Consider the following 24,404-nt stretch of genomic DNA (forward strand, 5'->3'; position numbering starts at 1 on the left):
ATGAAAGTGACGATCAAGTGCTTCGTGCACGCAGAAAAAGAGCCGTGGGACAAGGAAATGAAGTACTCGGTGTATCCGTTCAGCATGGTCGATTCGAGCCGAGGCTATGCCCTCATCGACACGCGCGATGTTGAATTCGAAGTGCCGGATGATTTTGATATTCGGCCTGCTCTGGTCGCCAACCTGGAGCGCGAGAAGAAAGAACTGATGGCCAAGTTTCAGGCACGCGTAACCGAGATCGGCGTCGAAATTCAATCGCTGCTTGCCATCGAGAACAAGCCGACCGTGCAAGCGGCTGAAGACATTCCCTTTTGAGGCCTGACATGAGCAATATCGAAACTGGAGGTCGCGCCTTTCCGTGGTGTGGTGACCTGAACGATATGCCAAGCATCAACCTCGGCATGACGCTACGTGACTACTTCGCATCGAAGGCTATGGCGGCAATGATCGGCAATTACAGCGGTACGGGTGCAGAACTCCTCGCGATACAGGAGGGATTATCGAAAGCGGCCTATGAGTATGCCGATGCCATGCTTTATGCGCGGAGCCAACCGTGACCGGCCTCTACATCCTCGGCGCCCTCGTTCTGCTGATCGACGGCTTGGCGATGCTGATGACCTATATCGGGGGATGCACATGATGACGACCATGTTTCGACGCAGACAGTGGCGGGACAAGCGGCACCATCCGGCCACTATGGAAGACCTCTACATGAGCCATCAGGCGATGGGAGTGCTCTGCGCGCTGGCTGGCACCGGGACGGCGCTGGTGATCCTGCTGCTGTTCCTCGGGCAGCCGTTTGTCGACGATTTGTTTGGGCGGTGATATGCGAGCGAAGCTACTGGACTGGGCTGTAGTTGTCGCCTTCGGAATCTATCTCGGCTGGATGGCCGCTAAAGGAGTTGGACTGTGAATGCACCAGAAATGAACCGGCTTGGCTTTATCGGCGGCAGCGACGTGGCTGCAATCCTCGGCGTCAGCCCCTGGAAGACGCCGCATGAGCTGTGGCTTCAGAAGACGGGCCGCGCGGCCCGGGAGGAAATCACGCCGCAGCAGCAAAAGCGATTCGACCGCGGCCACCGGCTGGAACCAGTCGTGCTCGACATGTTGCTCGATCGTTTGCGTGATGATGGGCACGAGGTCGAACTGCTGCGCACGAATGAGCGCTACATCGACACCGAGCATCCGTTCATGGCCTGCGAAATCGACTTCGAATTGATGCTCGATGGCGAGCACGTGAACGGCGACTGCAAGACGGTGCATCCCTTCGCCGCAAAGAAATGGGGTGAAGAAGGCACCGACGAAGTGCCGATCGAGTACGCCGCGCAGTTCATGCACGGCCTCGGCATTACCGGCCGCGACCGCTGCATCGTTGCCACGCTGATCGGCATGGATGATCTGCTGATCTACGAAGTGCAGCGCGATCAGGAAACGATCGACGGTATCCGCACGCGCGTCGCGCAGTACTGGAATGAATGCGTCATCGCCGATGTGCCGCCCGATCCGATTGACTTCGATGACGCGAAAGCGATCTATGCGAAAGCTGACGGCACGAAGGTCGAGGCCACCAGCGAGATTCGCGACGCCGTGTTCACGCTGGCCCAGGTCAAGCAGAAGCTCAAATCCTTCGAAGAATCCGAGAAGGAACTGTCGTTCCGGATTGCCGACTTTATGCGTCCGCATAGCATTCTGACCTTCGGCGGCAACGAGATTGCGACCTGGAAGAATCAGGACCATACGAGCCTCGACCAGAAGTTGCTGGCCGAGGAAATGCCGGAAGTCACGGCCCAATACAAGCGCACCAAAGAAATTCGCGTTCTCCGACTGAAGGTAAAAATCCAATGAGCACTACATCAAACCTGAAGGCAGTGGCAACCGGCAAGCAGGAGAACCCGGTTGCGAAATTCAGCGCCTTCCTCGAAAAATTCAAGCCGCAGATGGCGCTGGCGCTGCCTAAGCACCTGACTGCCGACCGTATGGCGCGTCTGACGCTGACCGCATTCAGCAGCACACCGAAGCTCCAGGCATGCGACCCGAAGACGATTGCCGCCAGCATCATGACGGCCTCTACGCTGGGCCTTGAACCCGGTGTCGACGGTCAGTGCTTCCTTGTACCCTACGGCAAGACGTGCACGTGCGTGCCGGGCTGGAAAGGTCTCGTTGACCTAGTATCTCGCAGTGGCCGCGCGACGGTCTGGACGGGCGCTGTATTCCAAGGCGATGAGTTCGATTATGCGCTCGGTGATACGCCTTTTATCCGTCACCGCCCGGGTGAAGAAAACGATCCGGACCTGATGACGCACGTCTATGCGGTGGGGCGCGTGAATGGTTCCCAGCATCCGGTAATCGAGGTATGGGCGGTCGGCAAGGTGCGCAAGCACCGCGACAAGTACAACAAGGTCGGCGGCAACCACTACAGCTTTCGCGACTGGGAAATGTATGCGCGCAAGATTCCGTTGCTGCAGGTGCTCAAGTACATGCCGAAGTCGATCGAACTGTCGAACGCGATTGCGCTGAGTAATGCGGTGGACGAAGGCAAGCACGCGGTTATCGACGGCGACTTCGTGCAGGTTAGCGATCCGGATGCCGTGCCGTCAGTCGATCATGCAACCGGCGAGATTACCGACCAGCGCGCGCATCAGGAAGAAGCTACGGTCACCTACGGAGAGTTGCTCGGGCAGATCAGCAAAGCGACCGACGTTGAGATTCTGGCGCTGGTGCTCGACAGCGGCCGTGATCTGCCGCAAGCCGAATTCATCAAGCTGGAACAGGCGTACAACGACCGCCGCGAAATTCTTCTCGGAGCCTGAGACATGAAGCCCATCCTGTTTTACGACACCGAGACGAACGGCCTTCCGCTCTGGAATCAACTGTCTGAGCACCCGAACCAGCCGCACATCACACAGCTTGCCGCCGAGCTATTCGACGCCGACAGCGGGCGCGTGCTGGCCTTCGTGGATCTGCTCATCCATCCGGAAGACTGGACGATTCCGCCTGAACTGGAGGCGCTCACCGGCATCACGAACGAACTTGTGCAGCGTTTCGGTCACCCAATGGACGATGCACTCAGGACGTTCATGCAGATGTGGTGCGAGGCCGATTTGCGCGTGGCTCACAACGAGAGTTTCGATCAGCGCATGGTACGTATCGAGGCGCTGCGCACGCTTGGCGAGAAACACGGCTTTCACGAAGATTGGAAAAACGGTGCGACGTTCTGCACGCAGGCGAACAGCATCAAGATCCTCAACCTGCCGCCCACGCCGAAGATGGTTGCTGCCGGCCGCACGCATGCGAAGTCGCCGAACCTTGGCGAGGCCTACGAGTTCTTCACGGGTACGAAGCTCGAAGGTGCGCACAACGCCGCAGTAGATCTGGCCGCTTGCAAGGCGGTCTACTTTGGCATTCAGGCCTTCACCAGGCAGGCCGCGTAACTCGCCCTCACCACCAGGAGAACCCATGTTCAGCATCGAACAGAAGTTGATGAAGATCCGCTCGGTGACGACTGTTGCCGAATTCAAGGGCGACGGCCGCGAGCACGCACAGAACGTCAAACTCGAATGGACCACCGATAATGGCGTGCTCGCCGAATTCGATCCGCAACTGCGCAGCGCTTTCTATCAGAAGGAAGACGGCAAGCAGAAGTCGAGCGATGACGGTCAGGGTGAATTCACGATGCCGCTACCGGACGTTGAACTGACGAAGCTGCGTATTCCGTTTCTTCAGATGCCGGTCAAGTTCAAGAAAGACTTCGTCGGCTACCAGATGGTCTATCACTGCGGCGCGAGCGATAAATCGAACATCACGCTTTCTGATGTGCAGTTGTCCGATTTTTCGTTCGACATGAAGGATGGCGGCACGGTGCTGGTCGTGTTCAATGCCTACGCGAAACCGAACGCAGCCGATCAGGGAAAGATCGACCAGATGATGCAAACCGAGATAGAAATTACGTTAGCACCCCCGGAAGTTAAGCAGACGGACTTTGTCGACCAGGCCAACAAAGCGAAGAAGCCGAATAAAAAGACGGCGGCCGAAAAGGTCGAGACCGAAGGCGATCCATTCGCCAATACCGATATCCCTCCGCTTGCCGAAGAAACCGCAGGCGAGCAGAAATCGCGTGACGGCGTTGCGTGGCCATTTCCGCAGAGCATCCAGTAACCCCACCGTTCCGCGCACCCCACGCGGCGTTCAGAGGGGCGAAGTCTGCCCCGCTTTTTCGAGCGAATTATGACCGAGCGCGAATGGCAAATCTACATGGCTCGCATATGGCTAGCGCAAGCAGCACATGCCCGAAGATATCCGCAGCATTCAGCATGGCACGCGAAATGTCTCGGCTATGCAGCAAACCGCCGACTGCAAGCGATGGCGTGCAAGGCTGAACCTGTACAAGCCGACCTCTTTGGAGATTGATGTGACAGACGAAGAAATCATCGACCTTGTAAAAAATGTCACCGGATGGACGATCCATTTCAAAACCTCATTCGATCCGCTCGGGCACTTCTACAGCGTGGCAAGCAACAAGGCGTCGGTGCAGCAGATTATCGATATCGCCCGCGCCCTGCTATCTGCAAGCCAACTTGCGGTATGGACGCATACGCAAAGATCTGTCTTGCGACAGTGTATTTCCCAAGCGATATACGAAGGTATGCCGGAGCGCGAAAAGGTGCTGCACAGCATTCTCGCCGCATCCCCTGCCGCGCCAGCACAATCGGGGGAGCCGGTGGCGTGGCGCTGCCGACATAGCGAAGGCGAAAAGTGGCATTACGGACTAACGCCACAGAACTGGTGGGAATGCCAAGCGCTCTACGCCGGCCCGCAGCCAGCACAGACGGAGCGGGCGCTGATGGGCGAACAACGTGGCGCAATTCGCTGGGCGTTAGATTTTCTCAAGCGCCACCAGTATGAAACTGGGTCGGTATTCGACGGCTACGCGAAGGCATATAACGCCCTTCTCGCCGCGCAACCAGCAAGCGGAGCCACCCATGAATAGCTACCACTACGACCGCGAGCGCTCGACGCTGCGCGAATGCGTCGCCGGAGTCACCCATGACGCCTGAACTCATCACCTATTCACCCCCCCCGAAGCGCTACGAGAGCTTCGCAGAGCGTCTCCGGGTGGCCCGTAAGGAACTCGGCCTGACGCAGAAGGAAGTCGCCGCGCGCATCAAGAAGTGTAAGAGCGAGATATCGCAGTACGAGACCGGCACGCTGCCGAGCTTCTGGAACCTGTGCGAACTCGCGCGCGCCTTGAACGTTTCACTTGACTGGCTGTGCGGTCTGACCGATGAGCGCCGGCCGTTGAAAATGGAGATGTGACATGGCCTATGCAACCCGAACGCCGACACCCGAAGCGCTGCTCGAACGGATGAAACCGGGAGTGCTCTATGCGCCCTACACCCTTTCGCGAATGCTCGGACTTCGATCTTATGCGATCAGGAGTCTCCTGCTCGACATGGAAAAGGCGGGCGTCCTGTCATCCACGCGACGCGGCAGGAGTCAGAGCCTTTACTTCGTCATAGCGGGCACGGAGGCGCTGGAGCAACCGGAATCCAGGCTGCATATCGATCCGGCGACGGTTGCGCAGCCGCGGACCTATGCGGTGATGACTGGCGAGATTCGCGGATACGATGCTGAAATCGCGCGGCGGCAGCAGTTGTGCATGAGCATTCGGAGGGTGGCGTGAAAATCCGTCTGGACGTCTGGCTTGAACGAAACTTCGACCCGCCGCCAGCCATCCGCACGGCTCGCCTCTGGATCAACGCTGGCAAAATCTATCCTGCGCCGGTCAAGGTCGGCCGGTCGTATTATCTCGAGGAAACTGCCATCTATCGGGATGGCGTCAAACCCCGCCTCGTACACCGCGTTTTTGGATAAAAATAATGGCCGCCCGCCCACGCCAGCGCAAGCACGCGCACTACCCGCCCAATCTGCATGAGCCGCGCCCCGGCTACTTTACGTGGCGTAATCCGATGGACGGCCGCACGCATGTCATCGGGCGCATACCGCTTGCGCAGGCGATACAAGAGGCGAACGAGGCGAATCTGAAGGCTGAGGAACTGGCGCCGCGCAAGACGCTCGCAGAGAGGTTATCCATTGCGCCCGAGACGGTCGCGGTCCTGCTCGAGAAGATGCCCGCGCCTACCGCAAAGAACACGGTCATCACACGCCGGTATCAGGACAAGATCATCCGCGAGAAGCTGGGCGCGATCGCATGCGCCGACCTGACGACGAAGCATATTTCGGAGTTGCTCGAGGAACTGAAGGGCGCCGGGAAGATGCGCGCGGCCAAGATGGTTCGTGATCGCCTCATCGCCGTCTGCGCGAAAGGCGCGGCGCTCGGCTGGATGGCGAGCAATCCGGCGCAGATCACCGAGAAGGTCAAGGCGCCCACCAGGCGACAGCGGCTCGGCCTCGAGACATTCAATGCGATTCTCGAGAAGGCCCCACAAGTCGCGCCCTGGCTCGAGAACGCGATGCTTCTCGCACTGGTGTCAGGGCAGGACCGATCGACGGTCGGCCGCTGGCCGCGGTCTTCGACTCGAGGCGGGATTGCAATTGTGAAGCGCAGCAAGACCCACGTAACCATGGAAATCCCTGTCGCGCTTCGGCTTGAGGCGGTCGGCCTATCGCTGGATGAGGTTATCTCGAGATGCAAGGCAACCGGCATCGTCAGCAAGTACCTGATCCACCACATGAGTGATCGCGGAAATGTAGCTCGAGGAGCGGCCATCAGCCTGGGGACGATCTCATCAGCATTCGCAGACGCCCGCAAGCTGGCGGGAATCGAAGGCGATGATGCTCCGACCTTCCATGAAATCCGCAGCCTGTCCAAGCGCCTATACGACGCTCAGGGCAATGTCGACACCAAGGCTTTACTTGGCCATCTGACGGAACGCATGTCCGAAATGTACGCGAATAGCCGGGGACTCGAGCCGATCAGAGTCAGGATAAACGCGGCCTGATTATGTCCAAATCAGGTCCGAATTTTGAACAGGTCAAGCCCAGTAAGGCTTTGCTGGCAGCCTGACATATGAGATGAAATACATCAGGCACATGACGGCCAGGATGATGTGGCGCGTCTTCACACGCCGCTTGTGCGTTTGCATGCTGTCTCCTGTGTCTCTTATGTGACGCCGGGGGCGTCTGTGATCGTTCGATCCGTACGTCGTACTGCGTCGCGCCGCGTGCGCCTCGACTCGCGCCCTCCTCTGCTTTCCAGCGCGATCCGGGCATGCTGCTACGCATGCCGATGCATGCGCCGTCAGGTGGGCACGAGCTTCAGCCGCTGCACCTTGCCCGACGGTCCACGAGGCAGTTCCGCGATGAAGCGAAACTCCTTCGGTGTCTTGTAGCGGCCCAGTTCGCGCAGACAATGGGCACGCAGGTCTGCAATGTCGAGCGCGCCCGGCCCCTCTGAAATGCGAGGCACGATGAAGGCGACGATCTCCTGCCCGTAAGCGGTATCCGGTACGCCCACCACCGCCGCATCCAGCACGCCGGGGTGTTTGAGCAACGCTTCATCGATCTCGCGTGGGGCGATGTTTTCACCGCCCTTGATGATCAATTCCTTTGCGCGGCCGTTGATGTAGAAATAACCGTCGCTGTCGCGATAGCCAAGGTCGCCGGTGTGCAGCCAGCCGTCGGCGGTGAAGGCCGCACGCGTTTCTCCCGGGCGTTTGTAATAGCCGCGCATGACCTGTTCGCCACGCAACACCAGTTCGCCGCACTCGTCGGGCGCGCATTCGCGGCCGTCACGGTCGATCACCTTTGCCTCGCCGCCTGACGGCAGGCCGATACTGCCGATTCTTCGGCTTGCTGGATCATAGGGATTGCTGAACATGGGGGCGGCGGTTTCTGTCATGCCCATCGTTTCGATGATGCCGACCCCGAAGCGCGCCTCAAACGCACGGTGATGATCGACGGGTAGCGCGGCCGACGCACTGCGGCAGAATCTCAGCGCGGACAGATCGACCGTGCACGGTTCGTCGTTATTGAGCAGATAGGCGACGATCGTCGGCACCACGTTGATCCATGTGCAACCGTGGCGCGCGACATCGCGCCAGTAGGTGCGCGCGGAAAAACGCGGCGCCATGACCACCGAGCCGCCATGAAAGAGCGGCGCAAGCAGCGTCACGACGAGACCATTGATGTGATAAAGCGGCAATGCGGCGAAGACGCGATCGCCAGTCCCAAGCCGATGTTCGTGCGAGATGTTGCGCGCATTGGCTAGCAGGTTTCGCTGGTCCAGCAGGACGCCCTTCGGCGCGCCTGTGGTGCCGGACGTGTACATCAGCAGCGCTACGTCGCTCGCAGCCGGGCCACTGCTTGACGGCGTTTCGGTATCCCAGGTGTCTGTATGTCTCGCCTGTGCCTCGTATGTCACACGTGACGCGCGCTGTGCCGGTTTTGCGTGCACATCCATAGATACCGCCGTTTCCGCCAGCGCGGGTTCGACGGCGGTCTGCATCGGTGCAATAGCAGCATCGGGCGCCGTCTGCAACAACGCGATGTCGCGGGTCAATCCCTGCTCGCGCAACTCCGCAATCGCGCTCGACATCGCCGCATGCGTCTCGCCGGAAACGAATACCATGCGCGTGTCCGAATGCTCCACGATGTAGCGCAACTGGGTCGGCTGGCACAACAGATTGAGCGGGTTGGCGACGAGCCCGCTGTACATCGCCGCAAGCAGCAGCCTTGCCGTATGGATGCCGTTGCCCATGAAGACCGACACGACATCGCCGGCCTGCAAGCCTGCTTCATGAAAAACCGTCTTGAGCGCCCGGCAGTCGTCGCGCAGTTCCGCGAAGGTCAGCACGTCGGGACGCTGCGTAGCGGCGCCGCCGTCTTCAGCACATTCAGGCGCCGCCAGCAGGAACGGCTTGTCGGGATACTGCGCGGCACGCGCGTCGATCAACGCACGGATTGTGTGAGGCGTCGTCATTTGCCATACCTCACGAAAAAATCCCCGAGCACGTCATCCAGTTCGGGAACGCGCTCTTCGATCGGGTAGGCCACGCGCGTGATGTTCAGGTAATGGTGAAAGTTGAGGTTGCTCGAGAAATTGTTGCGGCCCCACGTTCCGCATCCCATCGACAGCGAGAATGGCAAGCCGTTATCGAAGTTGCCGCCGGTCGCAAGGCAATGCGCCTGATTCACGATCACGCGCGCAACCGGCAACGTCGAACCTAGCTGCTCCGCCTGGCCCGAGTCGCTGGAATGCAGGCCGACCGAGTGTCCTGCGCCCATGTAGCCGTAGATGCCGCGCACGATGTCGGCAGCAGCGTCGAAGGATTCCGCGCGATAAACGGTCAGCACCGGCGCGAGCTTCTCGCCCGAGAACGGGTAATCAGCGCCGAAGCCGGTTTCCTCCACCATCAGGAAAGCGGGCTCATGTGCGGCGATGCCGTCGAGGCCCGCCGCGCGTGCAATCGCCGTGGCCGAGCGCGCTGTGCAGTGTGCCGCCAGCTTGCCGTTCGACCACAGGGCGGCCTGCAATTGCGCCTTTTGCGCGGCGTCGATCATCACGCCACCGCAGGCGGTCAGTTCGGCCATCATGTCCGCGTACACCGCGTCTTCGATCACAACGCTGTTTTCCGATGAACAGCTCGTGGCGTTGTCGAACGTTTTCGAGCGCGCGATCTTGTGCGCTGCATCGTGCAAATCGGCGGACGCAGTGACGATCGAAGCAACGTTCCCCGCGCCCACGCCGAATGCGGGCGTCCCGCTGGCGTAGGCCATCCGCACGTTCGCCTGCGAGCCGGTCGCCACGACCAGATCGCACTGCCGCATCAGTTCAGCGGTGGCCGCCTTGCTGATCGGCGCGGGCAACATCTGGACGAGGTCGGCCGCGAGCCCGACTCTGGCGAATTGCGCGTGAATGAATTCGATCAGCAGCGCGCACGACGAATAGCCCTTCGGAGAAGGCGCCACGATGACGGCATTGCCGCATTTGAGCGCGTTGACGATCTTGTTGATCGGCGTGGCCGCCGGATTGGTGGACGGCGTGATCGCCGCCACCACGCCGACCGCCCGCGCGATCTCGACGATGCCGGTGGCGTCATGACGCGCGATCACCCCCGTGGTCTTCTGCCCGCGCAGATCGCGCAACAGACCGAGCGTCTTGCGATAGTTCTTGCGGAACTTGTCGTCCGCGTTGCCGAGACCGGTGTCGCGCACCGCCAGCTCGGCGAGTTGGCGGTTGCGGGCGGGCTCCATGATCGCCCACGCGGCGGCGTCGGTGGCGGCATCGAGCACGTCCTGCCCCGCGACCTCGAATCCGCGCTGTGCGGCGCGCGCACGTGCAACCAGTAACGAGACGACACGTTCGACTTCGCTATGTGTACCAGCGTGCGTAGCTTCCGCTTCTGTGGCCCTAACGTTCATACGGTTCACTCCGGACTGAAAAAATTGGCGTTGGTACCAATCTAGTGAGCCGTACCTGCTTCGGAGTCCCGTTTTTTGAACTATCCCTTGCGCTGAGCGGGCCAGAATCGAAAAGTGCGAAATTCGGGACTTTCCATAGTCCCGAAAACTAAACAGACCGATGCACAATCCAACTTATAACTACGACATCGCGGAGACAGCGTGGCGACTTCGAATCAATCGAATGCGGCGGCCGTACGCGCATTTCGCGTACTCGAAACGTTGGCTGAGGCAAGCGGCCCGCTTTCCATGACGGATCTCGTCCATGCCCTCGAACTGCCCAAGCAGACCGTACATCGCATTCTGGTGCAGTTGATGGATGCGTGGCTGGTCACGCGCAGCGCCGGCGACAGGCTGTATGAGTGCTCGCCGCGCGTGCGCATGCTGGCGGTTAATGTGCTGATGCATGCGGGCCCGGCCGCTGCCCGCCATGTTCTGCTTGAACAACTGGTGGCAAAAATTGGCGAGACCTGCAATCTGACGATGCTGGCCGGCAACGACGTGGTCTATGTGGACCGGGTGGAAACGGAGTGGCCGCTGCGCATGCACCTTCAACCGGGCTCGCACGTGCCCCTGCACTGTTCGGCAAGCGGCAAGCTGTTGCTCAGCTTTCTTCCCAAAGACCGGCGCGAACGGGTTATCGAAACCTTGCCACTGCGCGCTTATTCCGAGCGGACGATTACGGATCGCGGCGAGTTGCGCAAGGAGTTGACCATCACGCGGCGGCGCCAGCTCGCGATCAACAATCAGGAACATTTGCAGGGACTCATCGCGATCGCGGTGCCGGTCATGCTGGATCGCAATCGAGCCTGCGCGGCCATCGCCGTCCAGGCGCCCGTCGGGCGGGTCGTGCTCGACGATCTGTTGGCCTTCCTGCCCGATCTGCGGTTGGCCGCGGAGGAAACCGCCAAGACTTTCCGGCAGTAGCGCTGGAATATCGCGCCGCAGCGCATTCCGAAAATCGGGATGATCTGCGCTGAAATTGCGCGCCGAATCCTCGCCAATCCGGCGAAAACCATGGCCGACAAAGGCGCACGGTACAATGACGCCGATCCATTTTCCGGAACGGCACCATGACTAAAGCGGATACTCCTACCCTGCGCGCGTTCGCCCTGCTGGAACATCTCGTCCGCGCCGAAGGTCCGGTGTCGCTAGCCGACATTGCCCAGGACGTCGACTTGCCGAAGGCTTCGCTGCATCGCATGCTGGCTTCGCTCGAAGCCGGTGGTCTCGTGATCCGCGAACCCGGTCAAAAGAATGCCTACGTGATCGGGCCGCGTCTCGCGCAACTCGGTCTTGGCGTCATGATGCACTCGGGTGCCCGCCGGTTGCGGCATGCGATCCTGTCGAATCTGGTTGCCGATCTCGGCGAGACCTGCAACCTCACGATGCTGCACGAAACCGAAGTGCTGTATCTCGACCGGCTCGAAGCGCCCTGGCCGTTGCGGCTCGATCTCAAGCCCGGCTCGCACGTACCGGCGCATTGCAGCGCGAGCGGCAAGCTGCTGCTGGCCATGCTGCCGCGCGAACAACGCAGCGCCCTCGTCCGCACGCTGAAGCTCGAACGCTTCACGCCGAATACGATCACCGACCCCGAACTGCTCGAAGCGGAACTCGACCGCACCGCGCACAAGCGCATCGCCATCGACAATGAGGAATTTGTCGCCGGTATCGCGTGCGTGGCTGCGCCGGTGATGGATGAGAACAACACCTGCATCGCGGCGATCGCCGTTCATGCGCCGGTCTCGCGGGCGCCGCTGTCGCGCGCTCTCGAGTTCGTGCCGCGCCTGCAGGAAGCCGCTCAGCAGCTCGCTAAAACGTTCTAGCGCGCCGCCCGCCTATTCCTCGGGCTGCTGCGAGCGCACGAGCTCCGCGAGCAGGCGCACGCCCTCATCGATCTTTTCGAGCTTGATGGCCGAAAAGCCCATCCGGAAGCAGTGGTTCTGCTCCAGTCCCGTCATGAAGAAAACCCGGCCCAGCTCGATCAGGATGCCATGTGCCTGCGCGTCCGCGGCAAGCTGTGTCGCATCGAGCCACGGCGGCCCTTCGACCCAGCACGACGCGCCGCCGCCGACCGGCAGGTAGCGCGCTTCCGGAAGGTGCGTGTCGAGCGCCGTCATCAACGCCTGCGCGCGTTCCCGATAGGCGTGAGCGAGCCGCCGCAGTAGCGCATCGTGGTGTCCGAGCGCCAGAAAGGTGGCAAAGGCACGTTGAATATAGGCGGCCGGGTGCCGCACCATCAGGCGCCGCAGCGCACGGAGTTCACGGACCAGTTCACGCGGCCCGACGATATAACCCAGCCGCAGCCCGGGCGCAAAAGTCTTCGACAGACTGCCGATATAGATCACCCGGTCTGCGGTATCCAGGCTCTTCAATGCCGGATGCGGCGTGCCTGAGAAGTTGTTTTCGCTCTCGTAGTCGTCCTCGATCAATACGAAGTCATGGGCCTGCGCCTGTTCCAGCAGCGCGTGGCGGCGCTCGATGGGCATGGTGGCCGTGGTCGGGCACTGATGACTTGGCGTCACATAGACGTAATCGCATTGCGCGAGCAGATCGGCGTCCTCGACCGGGCGCACGCCGCCGCTATCTACAGGCAGTGGCTGCAGCCGCGCATTGCGGTTCTCGAAGATATTGCGGGCATCCGGATAGCCGGGGTTTTCGAAGCCGATCGTGGTCCGCTCGCTCGCGAGCAGATCCGCGATCAGATAGAGCGCCTGCTGGCAGCCGATCGTCACGACGATTTCGTCGGGCATTGCAAACACGCCGCGCCGCGGCAGCACCCGAGTGCGGATCTGCTGGATCAACGACTCGTCGTCGCGCTCGATCAGGTCCGGCGCCCAGTTGCGAATCTCCATCACCGACAGCGCTTTCATGCAGCATTCGCGCCAGTCGTTAGTCGGAAACAGCGACTGGTCGAACTGTCCGTAGATAAAGGGGTATTCGTAGCTCAGCCAATTTCCGGGCTTGACGATATTGCGCTGCAAGGACGGCCGCCTTCTGACGCGCTGGTCCCAATCCGGCCTTGCAAGCGCCTCATTGGCCGCCTGTCCGGGGACCGTCTGCAGCGGCGCAAATTCGTGCCGCCCCTCGAGGATCGCCGGGTTGACGAAATGCCCGCTGCGCTCACGCGAAATCAGATAGCCCTCCTCAACCAACTGCTGGTAAGCCAGCACGACCGTATTGCGGGCAACACTCAACTGGTCGGCCAGCTCCCGGCTGGACGGCAATGCGTGATCCGGCAGCAGTTGGCCGTCCAGAATCGCGGCCACCAGCATCTGGCGAATCTGGCCCTGGAGGCTCATGTTCGACTCGGCTGAACGCTGGAACCGCTGGGTCCATAGGGCCACCGAGGTGCGACTTGCCATGCTTTCTCCTGATTTTTATAGGCGGAGCCCGCCCGCACGAAGGCGGACACCGGCATTGTGGACGTGCAAAAAAACGCCTGCCAGCCGCTGCGGGCGGCTGCCGGCGAGACCGGCGCGGCGGCCCATTCTGGTGCAGCGGTGTGGACTCAACGATCAGCCACGTCTGGCCCTAACCCGCAACATTTATTACTGACGATACTCGCATCATCCCATTGCCGGCGATTGGGACAAGCCCCCGTCGGCGGGCGTTGGATTCACGTGTATTCGCGTACCTACACGGCCATTCTGGAGACCTACGATGAAAAGCGATCACCCCAAAAAGCTGTCCCGCTGGTTCGGCGATCTGACGCGCCGCGTGACTGTGGCGGCATTCGCCGCGCTCGCCTGCGCGGTGGCGCCAGCCAGCCACGCGCAGGACAAAGAGGTCACAATAGCCTATCAACAGATCGTCGACCCATGGGTCGTCGCGATCGCGAACGGCTCGATCGAGAAAGAGACGGGCTACAAGATCAACTGGCGGCAATTCGAATCCGGCGCGAAGGTCGCGACCGCCATGGCGTCAGGCGACGTGAAGGTCGGCGTGATCGGCTCGAGCCCGCTCGCGGCGGCGGTCAGCCAGGGCCTCGACCTGCAGCTCTTCTGGATTCTGGACAACATCAACCAGGCTGAAGCGATGGTCGTACGCAACGGCTCCGGCATCACCAAACCGGCCGATCTGAAGGGCAAGACGATCGGCGTGCCGTTCGTCTCGACGACGCACTATCACACCATGTTCGCGCTGCAGCATTGGGGCATCAATCCGTCCGAGGTGAAGATCCTCAACATGCAGCCGAACCAGTTGGTCGCGGCGTGGGAGCGCGGCGATATCGACGCCGCCTACGTGTGGGACCCGGCGCTCGCGCAATTGAAGAAGAGCGGCAAGGTCCTGATTACGTCCGGCGACCTGTCGAAGCTCGGCAAACCGACCTTCGACGGGATCGCCGTCGACCGCCAATGGGGCGAGGCGCATAAGGACTTCATGGCAAAACTCGTGAAAGCCATCTCCGACGCGGACGATCAGTATCGAAAGAATGCGGCGCAATGGAATGCTACCTCGCCACAGGCCGCAGCCATCGCGAAGATGATTGGCGGCTCGCCGGCCGACGTGCCGGCGTCGCTCTCGCTCTATGCCTTCCCGACGCTCCAGGAGCAGGCCTCCTCGCAATGGCTGGGCGGTGGCAGCGCGGGCCGCGCAACCTTCGCGCTGAAGGACACGGCCAACTTCCTGAAGGATCAGAAACAGATCAGCGCGGTGTTACCCGATTACTCGAAGTTCGTGACCCCGGCGTATGCCGAAGCGGCAATGAAACTCAAATGACGTAAGCCGGTTCTGTCGATTCAGGAGGCAACATGGAAAGCATGAGAGTCAAAAATGTGAGCGTGGTCTTTCCGGGCCGCAAGCCCGGCCAGACGGTACACGCGCTCGACAACATCAATCTGACGATCAACTCGGGCGACTTCGTCGTCGCGCTCGGCGCATCGGGTTGTGGCAAGACCACCCTGCTCTCGCTTATGGCGGGCTTCATTGCGCCGACCAGCGGCGAGCTGCTGCTCGGCGGTTCGCCGATCGCAGGTCCAGGCGCCGACCGTGGTGTGGTGTTCCAGAAGCACGCCCTGTTGCCCTGGCTCAACGTGATCGACAACGCCGAGTTCGGCCTCAAGCTTCAGGGCGTGCCGAAAACGCAGCGGCGCGAGATTGCCACGCGCAATCTGGCACTGGTCGGCTTGCAGGACTTTCACAAGCACATGATCTATCAACTCTCCGGTGGGATGCAGCAGCGTGTGGGCATCGCCCGCGCGCTGACCTGCGACCCCGCCATGCTGCTGATGGACGAGCCGATGGCCGCGCTCGATGCGCTCACCCGCGAAACCATTCAGGAACTGCTGCTCGACGTCTGGACGAAGACCAGCAAGATGTTCTTCTTCATCACGCACAGCGTCGAGGAAGCGCTCTTTCTGGCCAGCCACCTGATCGTGATGTCGCCACGTCCGGGGCGCGTCACGCACACCTATGAGCTGGATTTCAACCGACGTTTTCTCGAAACACGCGACGCGCGCGCGATCAAGTCGAGCCCCGATTTCATCGAGATGCGCGAACGCGTGCTCAGCATCATTTACGGCGACGAGAAAATGCACGCCGCCGAAGCCGAGGTGACACATGTTTAGTTCAAAACGGGCTCATGCATTCGCGCACGGCCAGCAGGCCCCGCTCGGATCCGACACGCCGGTCGAGCCACCACGCACACCCGGTCGACGTCCACGACTTCTCGCCAAGAAACCCGCCAAGCCAGGCGACACATTCGGCGTACCCGGCCAGGGCAGCAGCATCGTCACGAGCCTCGTGACGGTCGCCCTATTCGTCGGACTATGGTTTGTCGCGACTAACCTTCACTGGATCAAGCCGCTCTTTCTGCCATCGCCGCAAGCGGTGTACGCGAAGTTCGTGTATGTGGCCACGGAGGGTTTCGCCGGTTCCACGCTCGCGCAGCATACCGGCATCAGCTTGCTGCGCGTGTTCGGCGCCTTCGCGCTCGCCTGCGTGACCGCGATTCCAATCGGCGTGATGATGGGCGTCTCGCGCTTTGCGCGGGGCATGTTCGATCCACCCATCGAGTTCTATCGTCCGCTTCCGCCGCTCGCCTATTTGCCGCTCATCATCATCTGGTTCGGCATTGGTGAATTCTCCAAAGTCTTTCTCATCTACCTGGCCATCTTCGCGCCACTCGCCATCGCGGCGCGATCCGGCGTGCGTTCCGTGTCGATCGAGCAGATTCATGCGGCCTATTCGATGGGCGCCTCGCGCACGCAGGTGGTGTTGTATGTGATCCTGAAATCCGCACTGCCGGAGATTTTCACGGGTATGCGCATAGGTATTGGCGTCGGTTGGACGACACTGGTTGCCGCGGAAATGGTGGCGTCGACGAGTGGCCTCGGCTTCATGGTGCTCAACGCTGCGGAGTTCCTCGCCAGCGACGTGGTGATCATGGGCATTGTCGTCATTGGCTTCTTTGCTTTGTGCTTTGACTTGTTGATGCGACACATGGAGCGCGTGCTGGTGCCGTGGAAAGGCCGGGTGTGATTGTAGAAGGCCAGCGTGGACTCAGCGATTGGCGGCGGCTGGCACTACTCGGCTTGCGGTGCCAGCCGCAATACTTCAGCTGTCTGTTATCGCTGGAGCGCAGCATGAATTCGATCGAGAAAGTCCGGCCGTCGCCGCAGGTTCGTCATGAAGCGCTGCGCATCGGCGGAGAAAGAATCCGGCATGCAGAGATCATCGAAGTCTTCAATCCCTATAACGGTGAACTGGTCGGCACGGTGCCCAAGGCGACACTTGCCGACGTGCGACACGCCTTTGCCTGGGCACACCAATATCGCGCGCGGCTGACGCGCTACGAGCGCTCGCAGATCCTGCTGCTTGCGGCAGACATGGTCCGTCGGCGTACTGAAGAAATTGCCGATCTGATCACCGCAGAGTCCGGCCTGTGTAAGAAAGACTCGCTGTACGAGGCAGGCCGCGTCGCCGACGTGATGACATTCGGTGCCAACGAGGCGCTCAAAGACGACGGCCAGGTGTTTTCCTGCGATCTCACGCCGCACGGCAAGAAGCGCCGCGTCTACACCCAGCGAGATCCCCTGCTCGGCGTCATTTCCGCGATCACCCCGTTCAACCATCCGATGAATCAGGTTGCGCACAAAGTCGTGCCCTCCATCGCGACCAACAACCGCATGGTCGTCAAGCCCTCCGAGAAAGTGCCGTTGTCCACGTACCTGCTCGCGGACATCCTTTATGCGGCCGGTCTGCCGCAGGAAATGCTGCAGGTCATCACCGGCGACCCGAAAGACATCGCCGACGAACTCATCACGAACGAGCACGTCGATCTGATCACGTTCACGGGCGGCGTGCAGATCGGCAAATATATCGCCAGCAAGATGGGCTATCGACGCGCGGTGCTCGAACTCGGCGGCAACGATCCGATCATCGTGATGGAAGACGCCGACCTGGAAGAAGCCAGCACACTCGCCGTCTCCGGCTCCTACAAGAACTCCGGCCAGCGTTGTACCGCGGTCAAGCGCATTCTGGTGCACGAGGCGGTGGCCGACCGTTTCGTCGAACTGCTCGTGGAGAAAACCCGCGCCATACGTTATGGCGATCCCGCCGATCCGGCGACCGACATGGGCACCGTCATCGACGAAGCCGCAGCGAAATTCTTTGAAGCTCAGGTGAACGATGCGATCAGCCGCGGCGCGAAGCTTCTGGTGGGCAATCGTCGCGACGGCGCGCTGTATTCGCCAACCGCGGTCGATCACGTCACCCCGGACATGCCGCTCGTCAAATACGAAACCTTCGGCCCCGTGTCACCGGTGATCCGCTTTCGCGATATCGACGACGCGATCCGGATTTCCAATTCGACCGACTACGGGCTCTCGTCTTCGGTCTGCACGAATCGCCTCGATTACATCACGCGCTTTATCGCCGAACTGCAGGTGGGCAGCGTGAACGTGCGCGAGGTGCCCGGTTACCGGCTCGAGTTGACGCCGTTCGGCGGCATCAAGGATTCGGGTCTTGGCTACAAGGAAGGCGTCCAGGAAGCGATGAAAAGCTTCACCAACGTGAAGACCTATTCGCTGCCGTGGGATTGAGCCGCTCTCCTCGCATTCCACCTTGCATCACATTCATCAATTTTCGAGACAATTTGTACCGTTTATTTTGCATCATCTATTGACCATCACAGGTGCATGCTCTACATTTTAGATAAGCACTTTTCGGAACAAATTGTTCCGGTTTCATTAAACATTGGAGACAGCCCTCATGAGCGATCACACCCCTGTCAGCGGCCCGCAGGCCATGACCCCGTCAGAAGCTTTCGTCGAAACCCTGGCCGCGAACGGCGTGACCGACATGTTCGGCATCATGGGCTCGGCCTTCATGGACGCCATGGACATCTTCGCGCCCGCCGGCATTCGCCTCATTCCCGTGGTGCACGAACAGGGCGCCGGCCACATGGCCGACGGCTATGCCCGTGTGTCGGGCCGCCATGGCGTGGTGATCGGCCAGAACGGCCCGGGCATCAGCAATTGCGTGACCGCCATCGCCGCGGCCTATTGGGCGCACAGCCCTGTGGTCATGATCACGCCCGAGGCCGGCACCATGGGCATTGGCCTCGGCGGCTTCCAGGAAGCGAAGCAACTCCCCATGTTCCAGGAGTTCACCAAGTATCAGGGCCACGTCACCCATCCCGCACGCATGGCTGAATTCACCGGCCGCTGCTTCGACCGCGCGCTGGCCGAGATGGGCCCCACGCAGTTGAACATTCCGCGCGACTACTTCTACGGCCAGATCAAGGCCGAGATTCCGCAACCGCAGCGCCTCGACCGCGGCCCCGGCGGCGATCAACGCCTGAACGAAGCGGCTGAACTGCTCTCCCAAGCCAGGTTCCCGGTCATCATCTCCGGCGGCGGCGTGGTGATGGCCGATGCGATCGAAGAATGCAAGGCGCTCGCCGAGCGTCTGGGCGCGCCGGTCGTCAACAGCTACCTGCACAACGACTCTTTCCCCGCCGACCACCCGCTGTGGTGCGGCCCGCTCGGCTATCAAGGCTCCAAGGCCGCGATGAAGCTGATCCAGCGCGCCGACGTGGTGATCGCACTCGGTTCGCGTCTGGGACCGTTCGGCACGCTGCCCCAACACGGCATGGACTACTGGCCGCAGAACGCCAGGATCATCCAGATCGACGCCGATCACAAGATGCTCGGCCTGGTGAAGAAGATCTCCGTGGGCATCTGCGGCGACGCCAAGGCCGCCGCGGTTGCACTGACGCAGCGTCTCGAAGGCCGCACCCTCGTCTGCGACGCCTCGCGTGAAGAACGCGCCGGCCAGATCGCCGCGGAGAAGGCGGCATGGGAGAAGGAACTCGACGGCTGGACTCACGAGCGCGACCCCTACAGCCTGGACATGATCGAGGAGCAGAAAGACGAGCGCACGCCCGGCGGCGGCGACTATCTGCACCCGCGCCAGGTGTTGCGCGAGCTCGAAAAAGCCATGCCGGATGACGTGATGGTCTCCACCGACATCGGCAACATCAACTCGGTGGCCAACAGCTATCTGCGCTTCAAAAAGCCGCGCAGCTTCTTCGCCGCGATGAGCTGGGGCAACTGCGGCTATGCGTTCCCCACCATCATCGGCGCCAAGGTTGCGGCCCCGCATCGCCCCGCGGTCTCCTATGCCGGTGACGGCGCGTGGGGCATGAGCCTGATGGAAACCATGACCTGCGTGCGCCACAACATTCCGGTCACCGCGGTGGTCTTCCACAACCGGCAATGGGGCGCCGAGAAGAAAAACCAGGTCGACTTCTACAACCGCCGCTTCGTCGCCGGTGAACTCGACAACCAGAGCTTCGCGGGCATCGCGCGTGCGATGGGCGCCGAGGGTGTCACAGTGGACCGGCTCGAGGACGTCGGCCCGGCGCTCAAGCGTGCGATCGATGCGCAGATGAACCAGGGCAAGACCACCATCATCGAGATCATGTGCACCCGCGAGCTCGGCGATCCGTTCCGCCGCGATGCGCTGGCCAAGCCGGTGCGCCTGCTCGACAAGTACAAGGACTATGTCTGAGCCGTCCGCTGTCTGATGGTCCGGGCGGCGGGAGATTTGTTCCCACTGCCCGGCGGGCCGGAAACGGGGCTTCCCCTGCCGTTTCCGGCCTCTTTGTTTGCCATTTGCCGTTTGCCGTCTGCCGTTTGCTGCCTCCGCCTCCCCAACCATGACTTCCGCCCAGTGCCATGAAAGCCATCAACCGCATCATCGAACGCGCCCGCTCCTCGCAAAGACGCATCGTGCTCTGCGAAGCGGAGGATCCTCGCATGCTGGAGGCCGCGCAACGCGCCACGCGTGAAGGCATCGCCCGCATCGTGCTGGTGGGCGCGAGTGCGCGAATCCGCGCGGCCGCTGCCGAGCAAAACATCGAACTGTCTGGCATGGAGCTGGTGGATCCCGCAACCTCGCCGCTCGCACCCTCGTTTGCCGAAGCGCTCTTCGCACTGCGCAGCAAGAAAGGCATGACGCCGGATGAAGCCACGCAGGAAATCCTCAAGCCCCTCTGCTTTGCCAACCTGATGGTGCGGCTCGGTCACGCCGACGGCTCGGTGGCAGGCTCCGTGCACACGACCGCCGAAGTGGTCCGCACGGCGATCCAGATCATCGGCATTCATCCGTCCTTCAACCTCGTGTCGAGTTTCTTTCTGATGATGCTGTGCGAGCCCTTCCACACGCTCAAAGGTGGCTTGATCTTCTCTGACTGCGGGCTGGTGGTGGACCCGGACGCCGGCGAACTGGCCCAGATTGCCATGGCGGCGGCCGACAGCGCGCAAAGCCTGCTGATGGAGGAGCCGCGCGTAGCCATGCTGTCATTCTCGACCAGCGGCAGCGCCCGGCACGCGGCAGTCGACAAGGTCGTGGAAGCAACGCGCCAGGTGAGGGCACAGCGTCCGCATCTGGCGATCGACGGCGACGTGCAACTGGACGCGGCACTCGTCTCCGAGATCGCCATGCGCAAGATCGAGCGCTCGCAGGTTCAAGGACACGCCAACGTGCTGATTTTCCCGAGTCTCGAAGCCGGCAATATCGGCTACAAGCTGGCTGAGCGGATCGGCGATGCGAAGGCAATCGGCCCCTTGCTGCAAGGCCTGAGAAAACCTGCCAACGATCTTTCGCGCGGCTGCAGCGCCGACGATATCTACTACGTGATCGCGGTGACTGCCGTGCAGGCGCAAACCGCAGAAGCCCCGCTGGACGCACACACCACACCGTTCGCGTCGTGACCCACTCGGGGTCAGGCCGCCGGAGCAGTCACCGCCTGCCGCCCGGCGCGCGTGCGCCGATCCAACCCACGATCTCCGCGAACAGCTTCATGTCGGGTGGCGCGGATAGGTCCACCGCCAGACAACGGCGGTAATACGGACTGAGATCCAGCCCGACGCCCAGGCCCAGCACCTCCACATCGCGCGAAGCCTCATGGCGCACCACGACGGCCTTGAGGTGGTTGTCGAGATAGAAGGCGTCGTTGGCCTGACCCGTCGCGCTATCCATCGGGCTGCCATCCGAGATCACGATCAGAATCCGTCGCGCCTCAGGACGGGCGACGAGGCGCGTGCATGCCCAGTCGACCGCTTCGCCATCCACGCCCTCGCGAAACAGGTCTGCCTTGAAGAGCGCGGCAATGTCGGCGCGGGCGCGTCGCCAGCTCTGGTCGGCGTCCTTGAACACCAGATGAGACAGTTCATTGAGCCGGCCCGGATGAGACGGCCGGCCCTGCGCCAGCCAGTCGAGCCGGGCGCGGCCGCCGTTCCAGGTGCCTGTGGTGAAGCCCAGCACCTCGGTAGTGACACCGGCCTGGTCGAGCGCGCGCGTGAGAATGTCCACCATGATCGCCACCGGCTCGATATGCGCTTTCATGGAGCCTGAGCAATCGATCAGGAAGCCGACTACACAGTCGGCCATGAGCGTGTTTCGTTCCAGCCGGAACAGACGCCGTTCAGCGGGAGAACTAACCAGTTGGGCGAGACGCCGCCCGTCGATACGCCCATGCTCTTCACCGAACGACCAGCCGTCGCGTTGCGGAATCGCCAGCGCCGCCTTCAGCGCGTGCGCAAGCCGCGCCACGTTGATGCCCTGGGCAGCGACGCGTTCGTCGAGCCGCTCGCGAAACTCGCCAAGCAAGGCTTTGCGGACCAGCGCACCTGGTGCGATCTCGCGGTCGTAGCGCGTGGTATAGGCCCGATAACCCTGCTCCGAGGCCTCGAGCACGCGGCTTCTGCCGGTGAGCGCAACGGCCATGTCCTTGTACTCGTCGTCCTCGACGTCGAACCAGAGCGAGAACGCTGTGCGCGGCGCTTTGTCGTCGCTTTCCTGCGGGTCATCTTGCGCATCGTCCAGCGCCTCGGCGCGGGCGGTTCGGATCATGTCACCCACCAGCCTCGCCAGTTCGAGCGCATGGACAGCGAACGCGCCCTGCTCCTGTCGATGCCGGCGCAAACCTGCCAGCGAGGCGCCCAGCACCGGCGCGATCGCCGCGCGCGTGGCTTCGATCAGGCCTTCGGTTTGTTCAAGCACAGGCCAACCCGTCAGGCGCGACCACGCAATCTGTGCGACGGTGTACAGGAGGATGCCGAGCTGATCTTCGGCGAGTCCGGAGCGGTAGAAAGCCAGCGACCAGGCCTCGAAACGATCGCGCAGATTCCGCACCAAGCCCGGCATGCCCGGTGGTGTCTGTGTTTCGCACCGTAGTTGCTCGAGCAGTTCGAATATCAGTCGCTCAACGCGGTCCGTCGGGCATAGCCGGCTGTGCAGCGCCGCATCGGAGTGCATGAGTCGCAAGGCTGCACCGTCGGCGGCGCCACGCAGGGACGCGAAATCGTCCTGCTGCGGATCGGTGCGCAGATGCGGCGCGTGCAAGGGCAAAGGCCGCAGGTCACGGCACAAACGGCCTTCGCGGTAATGCAACGTGGCGTCGCCTGTGAGCGCACGCACGGTCGCGGCGCACAGGGCCTCGCGTTGCTCCGCGCGCAGCGCCGCTTGCCTGTCCGACGTCATCAGCGGATGCCCGCTGCCTGGTCTTCAACGTTGGCCGCGGCCTCGAGCTCAGTACCAAAGCAGCGCTGAAAATACTCCGCCACGATCGACCTCTCCGCTTCATCGCACTTGTTCAGGAAGGTCAGGCGAAACGCCATCGCGGGATCATGGAAAATCTGGCAGTTCTCCGCCCAGTTGATCACCGTGCGCGGCGACATCAGCGTCGACAGGTCGCCGCTCGCAAAGCCCTTGCGGGTGAGTTCCGCCACGCTCACCATCGCCTCGATCAGCGCACGCCCCGCCTCGTCAGCCAGTTCCGGTACGCGTGCAAGCACGATGCCGGCCTCTTCCGCGCGCGGCAGATAGTTGAGCGTGGCCACCACGTTCCAGCGATCCATCTGCGCGTGATTCAGCACTTGCGTGCCGTGATACAAACCGTTCAGATTGCCCAGTCCCACCGTATTGGTGGTGGCGAACATGCGGAAATACGGATGCGGATGAATCACACGATTCTGGTCGAGCAGCGTGAACTTGCCGTCGCGCTCGAGAATGCGCTGGATCACGAACATCACATCCGGACGCCCCGCATCGTATTCGTCGAAGATCAGGGCGACCGGGCGCTGCAATGCCCATGGCACGATCCCCTCCTGAAACTCGGTGACCTGCAGATCGTCGCGCACTACGATCGCGTCTTTACCGACCAGATCGAGGCGGCTGATATGGCCATCGAGATTGACACGCACGCACGGCCAGTTGAGGCGGGCCGCAACCTGTTCGATGTGCGTCGACTTCCCGGTACCGTGCAAGCCCTGCACCATCACCCGGCGATCACGGCTGAAGCCGGCCAGGATCGCCAGTGTCACTTCCGGATTGAAGCGGTAGACCTCGTCGATCTCCGGCACGTGGTCGTCGCGCTCGCTGAAAGCGGGCACCATCAGGCTGGAATCGATGCCGAAAACGGTTCGTACAGCGACCATTCTGTCGGGTTTGCCAGTCACGATATCAGTCACTTC

Annotated in this window: 25 protein-coding genes; 20 read left to right on the forward strand and 5 right to left on the reverse strand. The window is 61.7% G+C overall.

The window, feature by feature from the left end; all coding sequences use genetic code 11:
- The 12 genes from FSO04_RS24320 (at position 1) to FSO04_RS24375 (ending at position 6,959) form a co-directional block, all read left to right on the forward strand.
- Positions 1-315 carry a hypothetical protein gene (locus FSO04_RS24320; RefSeq protein ID WP_154563248.1) on the forward strand — a complete coding sequence of 105 codons (315 nt, stop codon included), beginning with the start codon at positions 1-3 and terminating at the stop codon, positions 313-315.
- A gap of 8 nt (positions 316-323) precedes the next feature.
- A complete protein-coding gene (locus FSO04_RS24325) occupies positions 324-557 on the forward strand; it encodes a hypothetical protein (protein ID WP_154563250.1) in 234 nt (77 codons plus the stop codon).
- Positions 558-636: 79 nt separating this feature from the next.
- Complete coding sequence (locus tag FSO04_RS24330; protein ID WP_154563252.1) at positions 637-825, forward strand: hypothetical protein; 189 nt, start codon at positions 637-639, stop codon at positions 823-825.
- Positions 826-909: 84 nt separating this feature from the next.
- Entirely contained in the window at positions 910-1,845 is a 936-nt protein-coding gene (locus tag FSO04_RS24335) for a YqaJ viral recombinase family nuclease (RefSeq protein WP_154563254.1), read from the forward strand.
- Positions 1,842-2,810: a recombinase RecT gene (locus tag FSO04_RS24340; protein ID WP_154563256.1), complete on the forward strand. Its 969-nt coding sequence runs from the start codon at positions 1,842-1,844 to the stop codon at positions 2,808-2,810. Before FSO04_RS24335 ends, FSO04_RS24340 begins: the two co-directional genes overlap by 4 nt.
- Positions 2,811-2,813: 3 nt before the next feature.
- Entirely contained in the window at positions 2,814-3,431 is a 618-nt protein-coding gene (locus tag FSO04_RS24345; protein ID WP_154563258.1) for a 3'-5' exonuclease, read from the forward strand.
- Between the two features lie 25 nt (positions 3,432-3,456).
- A complete protein-coding gene (locus FSO04_RS24350) occupies positions 3,457-4,155 on the forward strand; it encodes a hypothetical protein (protein WP_154563260.1) in 699 nt (232 codons plus the stop codon).
- 127 nt (positions 4,156-4,282) lie between these two features.
- The gene (locus FSO04_RS24355; protein ID WP_154563262.1) at positions 4,283-4,987 is read left to right on the forward strand and encodes a hypothetical protein; all 705 of its coding nucleotides are present in this window, start codon (positions 4,283-4,285) and stop codon (positions 4,985-4,987) included.
- A gap of 56 nt (positions 4,988-5,043) precedes the next feature.
- Positions 5,044-5,313 (forward strand): helix-turn-helix domain-containing protein, encoded by a 270-nt coding sequence (locus tag FSO04_RS24360; RefSeq protein ID WP_154563264.1) that lies wholly within the window; start codon positions 5,044-5,046, stop codon positions 5,311-5,313.
- A 1-nt stretch (position 5,314) separates the two neighbouring features.
- Entirely contained in the window at positions 5,315-5,680 is a 366-nt protein-coding gene (locus FSO04_RS24365) for a hypothetical protein (protein ID WP_154563266.1), read from the forward strand.
- Positions 5,677-5,871 (forward strand): excisionase, encoded by a 195-nt coding sequence (locus tag FSO04_RS24370; protein WP_168435813.1) that lies wholly within the window; start codon positions 5,677-5,679, stop codon positions 5,869-5,871. Before FSO04_RS24365 ends, FSO04_RS24370 begins: the two co-directional genes overlap by 4 nt.
- 5 nt (positions 5,872-5,876) lie before the next feature.
- A complete protein-coding gene (locus FSO04_RS24375) occupies positions 5,877-6,959 on the forward strand; it encodes a tyrosine-type recombinase/integrase (RefSeq protein WP_154563268.1) in 1,083 nt (360 codons plus the stop codon).
- Between the two features lie 299 nt (positions 6,960-7,258).
- Here FSO04_RS24375 and FSO04_RS24380 read toward each other — a convergent pair whose 3' ends face one another.
- Entirely contained in the window at positions 7,259-8,938 is a 1,680-nt protein-coding gene (locus tag FSO04_RS24380; protein ID WP_154563270.1) for an AMP-binding protein, read from the reverse strand.
- Complete coding sequence (gene sauS, locus FSO04_RS24385; protein WP_154563272.1) at positions 8,935-10,380, reverse strand: acylating sulfoacetaldehyde dehydrogenase; 1,446 nt, start codon at positions 10,378-10,380, stop codon at positions 8,935-8,937. Before sauS ends, FSO04_RS24380 begins: the two co-directional genes overlap by 4 nt.
- A gap of 201 nt (positions 10,381-10,581) precedes the next feature.
- Here sauS and FSO04_RS24390 point away from each other — a divergent pair, with 201 nt between their 5' ends.
- Positions 10,582-11,346 (forward strand): IclR family transcriptional regulator, encoded by a 765-nt coding sequence (locus FSO04_RS24390; RefSeq protein ID WP_097393753.1) that lies wholly within the window; start codon positions 10,582-10,584, stop codon positions 11,344-11,346.
- A 146-nt stretch (positions 11,347-11,492) separates the two neighbouring features.
- On the forward strand, positions 11,493-12,245 hold the full coding sequence (locus tag FSO04_RS24395; protein ID WP_074288001.1) for an IclR family transcriptional regulator: 753 nt from the start codon (positions 11,493-11,495) through the stop codon (positions 12,243-12,245).
- A gap of 12 nt (positions 12,246-12,257) precedes the next feature.
- On the opposite strand, the gene pdxR is transcribed toward FSO04_RS24395, so the two are convergent.
- The gene (pdxR, locus tag FSO04_RS24400) at positions 12,258-13,784 is read right to left on the reverse strand and encodes a MocR-like pyridoxine biosynthesis transcription factor PdxR (protein WP_154563274.1); all 1,527 of its coding nucleotides are present in this window, start codon (positions 13,782-13,784) and stop codon (positions 12,258-12,260) included.
- Positions 13,785-14,082: 298 nt separating this feature from the next.
- Between pdxR and tauA the strand changes: the two genes are divergently transcribed.
- The 6 genes from tauA to pta all read left to right on the forward strand — a co-directional run bounded on the left by tauA (position 14,083) and on the right by pta (position 21,641).
- Entirely contained in the window at positions 14,083-15,141 is a 1,059-nt protein-coding gene (tauA, locus tag FSO04_RS24405) for a taurine ABC transporter substrate-binding protein (RefSeq protein ID WP_154563276.1), read from the forward strand.
- A 32-nt stretch (positions 15,142-15,173) separates the two neighbouring features.
- Positions 15,174-15,989, forward strand: a complete 816-nt coding sequence (locus tag FSO04_RS24410) for a taurine ABC transporter ATP-binding protein (RefSeq protein ID WP_154563278.1) — start codon at positions 15,174-15,176, stop codon at positions 15,987-15,989.
- Complete coding sequence (locus FSO04_RS24415; RefSeq protein ID WP_154563280.1) at positions 15,982-16,902, forward strand: ABC transporter permease subunit; 921 nt, start codon at positions 15,982-15,984, stop codon at positions 16,900-16,902. Before FSO04_RS24410 ends, FSO04_RS24415 begins: the two co-directional genes overlap by 8 nt.
- A 104-nt stretch (positions 16,903-17,006) precedes the next feature.
- The gene (gene phnY, locus FSO04_RS24420; protein ID WP_154563282.1) at positions 17,007-18,464 is read left to right on the forward strand and encodes a phosphonoacetaldehyde dehydrogenase; all 1,458 of its coding nucleotides are present in this window, start codon (positions 17,007-17,009) and stop codon (positions 18,462-18,464) included.
- A gap of 169 nt (positions 18,465-18,633) precedes the next feature.
- A complete protein-coding gene (xsc, locus tag FSO04_RS24425; protein ID WP_154563284.1) occupies positions 18,634-20,436 on the forward strand; it encodes a sulfoacetaldehyde acetyltransferase in 1,803 nt (600 codons plus the stop codon).
- 167 nt (positions 20,437-20,603) lie between these two features.
- Positions 20,604-21,641: a phosphate acetyltransferase gene (pta, locus tag FSO04_RS24430; protein ID WP_154563286.1), complete on the forward strand. Its 1,038-nt coding sequence runs from the start codon at positions 20,604-20,606 to the stop codon at positions 21,639-21,641.
- A 28-nt stretch (positions 21,642-21,669) separates the two neighbouring features.
- On the opposite strand, the gene FSO04_RS24435 is transcribed toward pta, so the two are convergent.
- Positions 21,670-23,412 carry a cobaltochelatase CobT-related protein gene (locus FSO04_RS24435; RefSeq protein ID WP_154563288.1) on the reverse strand — a complete coding sequence of 581 codons (1,743 nt, stop codon included), beginning with the start codon at positions 23,410-23,412 and terminating at the stop codon, positions 21,670-21,672.
- The gene (locus FSO04_RS24440; protein ID WP_168435814.1) at positions 23,412-24,401 is read right to left on the reverse strand and encodes an AAA family ATPase; all 990 of its coding nucleotides are present in this window, start codon (positions 24,399-24,401) and stop codon (positions 23,412-23,414) included. The genes FSO04_RS24435 and FSO04_RS24440 overlap by 1 nt, the downstream gene beginning before the upstream one ends.
- Positions 24,402-24,404 lie beyond the last annotated feature (3 nt).

Origin of the sequence: Paraburkholderia madseniana, assembly GCF_009690905.1 — a bacterium.
Classification (GTDB): Bacteria; Pseudomonadota; Gammaproteobacteria; order Burkholderiales; family Burkholderiaceae; genus Paraburkholderia; species Paraburkholderia madseniana.

Bases quoted from the DNA above. Each gene is read 5' to 3' on its own strand.
- FSO04_RS24415 (WP_154563280.1), top strand. From the start codon at position 15,982: ATGTTTAGTTCAAAACGGGCTCATGCATTCGCGCACGGCCAGCAGGCC.
- FSO04_RS24435 (WP_154563288.1), bottom strand. From the start codon at position 23,412: ATGACGTCGGACAGGCAAGCGGCGCTGCGCGCGGAGCAACGCGAGGCC.
- FSO04_RS24350 (WP_154563260.1), top strand. From the start codon at position 3,457: ATGTTCAGCATCGAACAGAAGTTGATGAAGATCCGCTCGGTGACGACT.
- pta (WP_154563286.1), top strand. From the start codon at position 20,604: ATGAAAGCCATCAACCGCATCATCGAACGCGCCCGCTCCTCGCAAAGA.
- FSO04_RS24340 (WP_154563256.1), top strand. From the start codon at position 1,842: ATGAGCACTACATCAAACCTGAAGGCAGTGGCAACCGGCAAGCAGGAG.
- sauS (WP_154563272.1), bottom strand. From the start codon at position 10,380: ATGAACGTTAGGGCCACAGAAGCGGAAGCTACGCACGCTGGTACACAT.
- phnY (WP_154563282.1), top strand. From the start codon at position 17,007: ATGAATTCGATCGAGAAAGTCCGGCCGTCGCCGCAGGTTCGTCATGAA.
- pdxR (WP_154563274.1), bottom strand. From the start codon at position 13,784: ATGGCAAGTCGCACCTCGGTGGCCCTATGGACCCAGCGGTTCCAGCGT.
- FSO04_RS24410 (WP_154563278.1), top strand. From the start codon at position 15,174: ATGGAAAGCATGAGAGTCAAAAATGTGAGCGTGGTCTTTCCGGGCCGC.
- FSO04_RS24365 (WP_154563266.1), top strand. From the start codon at position 5,315: ATGGCCTATGCAACCCGAACGCCGACACCCGAAGCGCTGCTCGAACGG.
- FSO04_RS24320 (WP_154563248.1), top strand. From the start codon at position 1: ATGAAAGTGACGATCAAGTGCTTCGTGCACGCAGAAAAAGAGCCGTGG.
- FSO04_RS24330 (WP_154563252.1), top strand. From the start codon at position 637: ATGATGACGACCATGTTTCGACGCAGACAGTGGCGGGACAAGCGGCAC.
- FSO04_RS24325 (WP_154563250.1), top strand. From the start codon at position 324: ATGAGCAATATCGAAACTGGAGGTCGCGCCTTTCCGTGGTGTGGTGAC.
- tauA (WP_154563276.1), top strand. From the start codon at position 14,083: ATGAAAAGCGATCACCCCAAAAAGCTGTCCCGCTGGTTCGGCGATCTG.
- FSO04_RS24380 (WP_154563270.1), bottom strand. From the start codon at position 8,938: ATGACGACGCCTCACACAATCCGTGCGTTGATCGACGCGCGTGCCGCG.
- FSO04_RS24375 (WP_154563268.1), top strand. From the start codon at position 5,877: ATGGCCGCCCGCCCACGCCAGCGCAAGCACGCGCACTACCCGCCCAAT.
- FSO04_RS24345 (WP_154563258.1), top strand. From the start codon at position 2,814: ATGAAGCCCATCCTGTTTTACGACACCGAGACGAACGGCCTTCCGCTC.
- xsc (WP_154563284.1), top strand. From the start codon at position 18,634: ATGAGCGATCACACCCCTGTCAGCGGCCCGCAGGCCATGACCCCGTCA.
- FSO04_RS24355 (WP_154563262.1), top strand. From the start codon at position 4,283: ATGCCCGAAGATATCCGCAGCATTCAGCATGGCACGCGAAATGTCTCG.
- FSO04_RS24360 (WP_154563264.1), top strand. From the start codon at position 5,044: ATGACGCCTGAACTCATCACCTATTCACCCCCCCCGAAGCGCTACGAG.
- FSO04_RS24395 (WP_074288001.1), top strand. From the start codon at position 11,493: ATGACTAAAGCGGATACTCCTACCCTGCGCGCGTTCGCCCTGCTGGAA.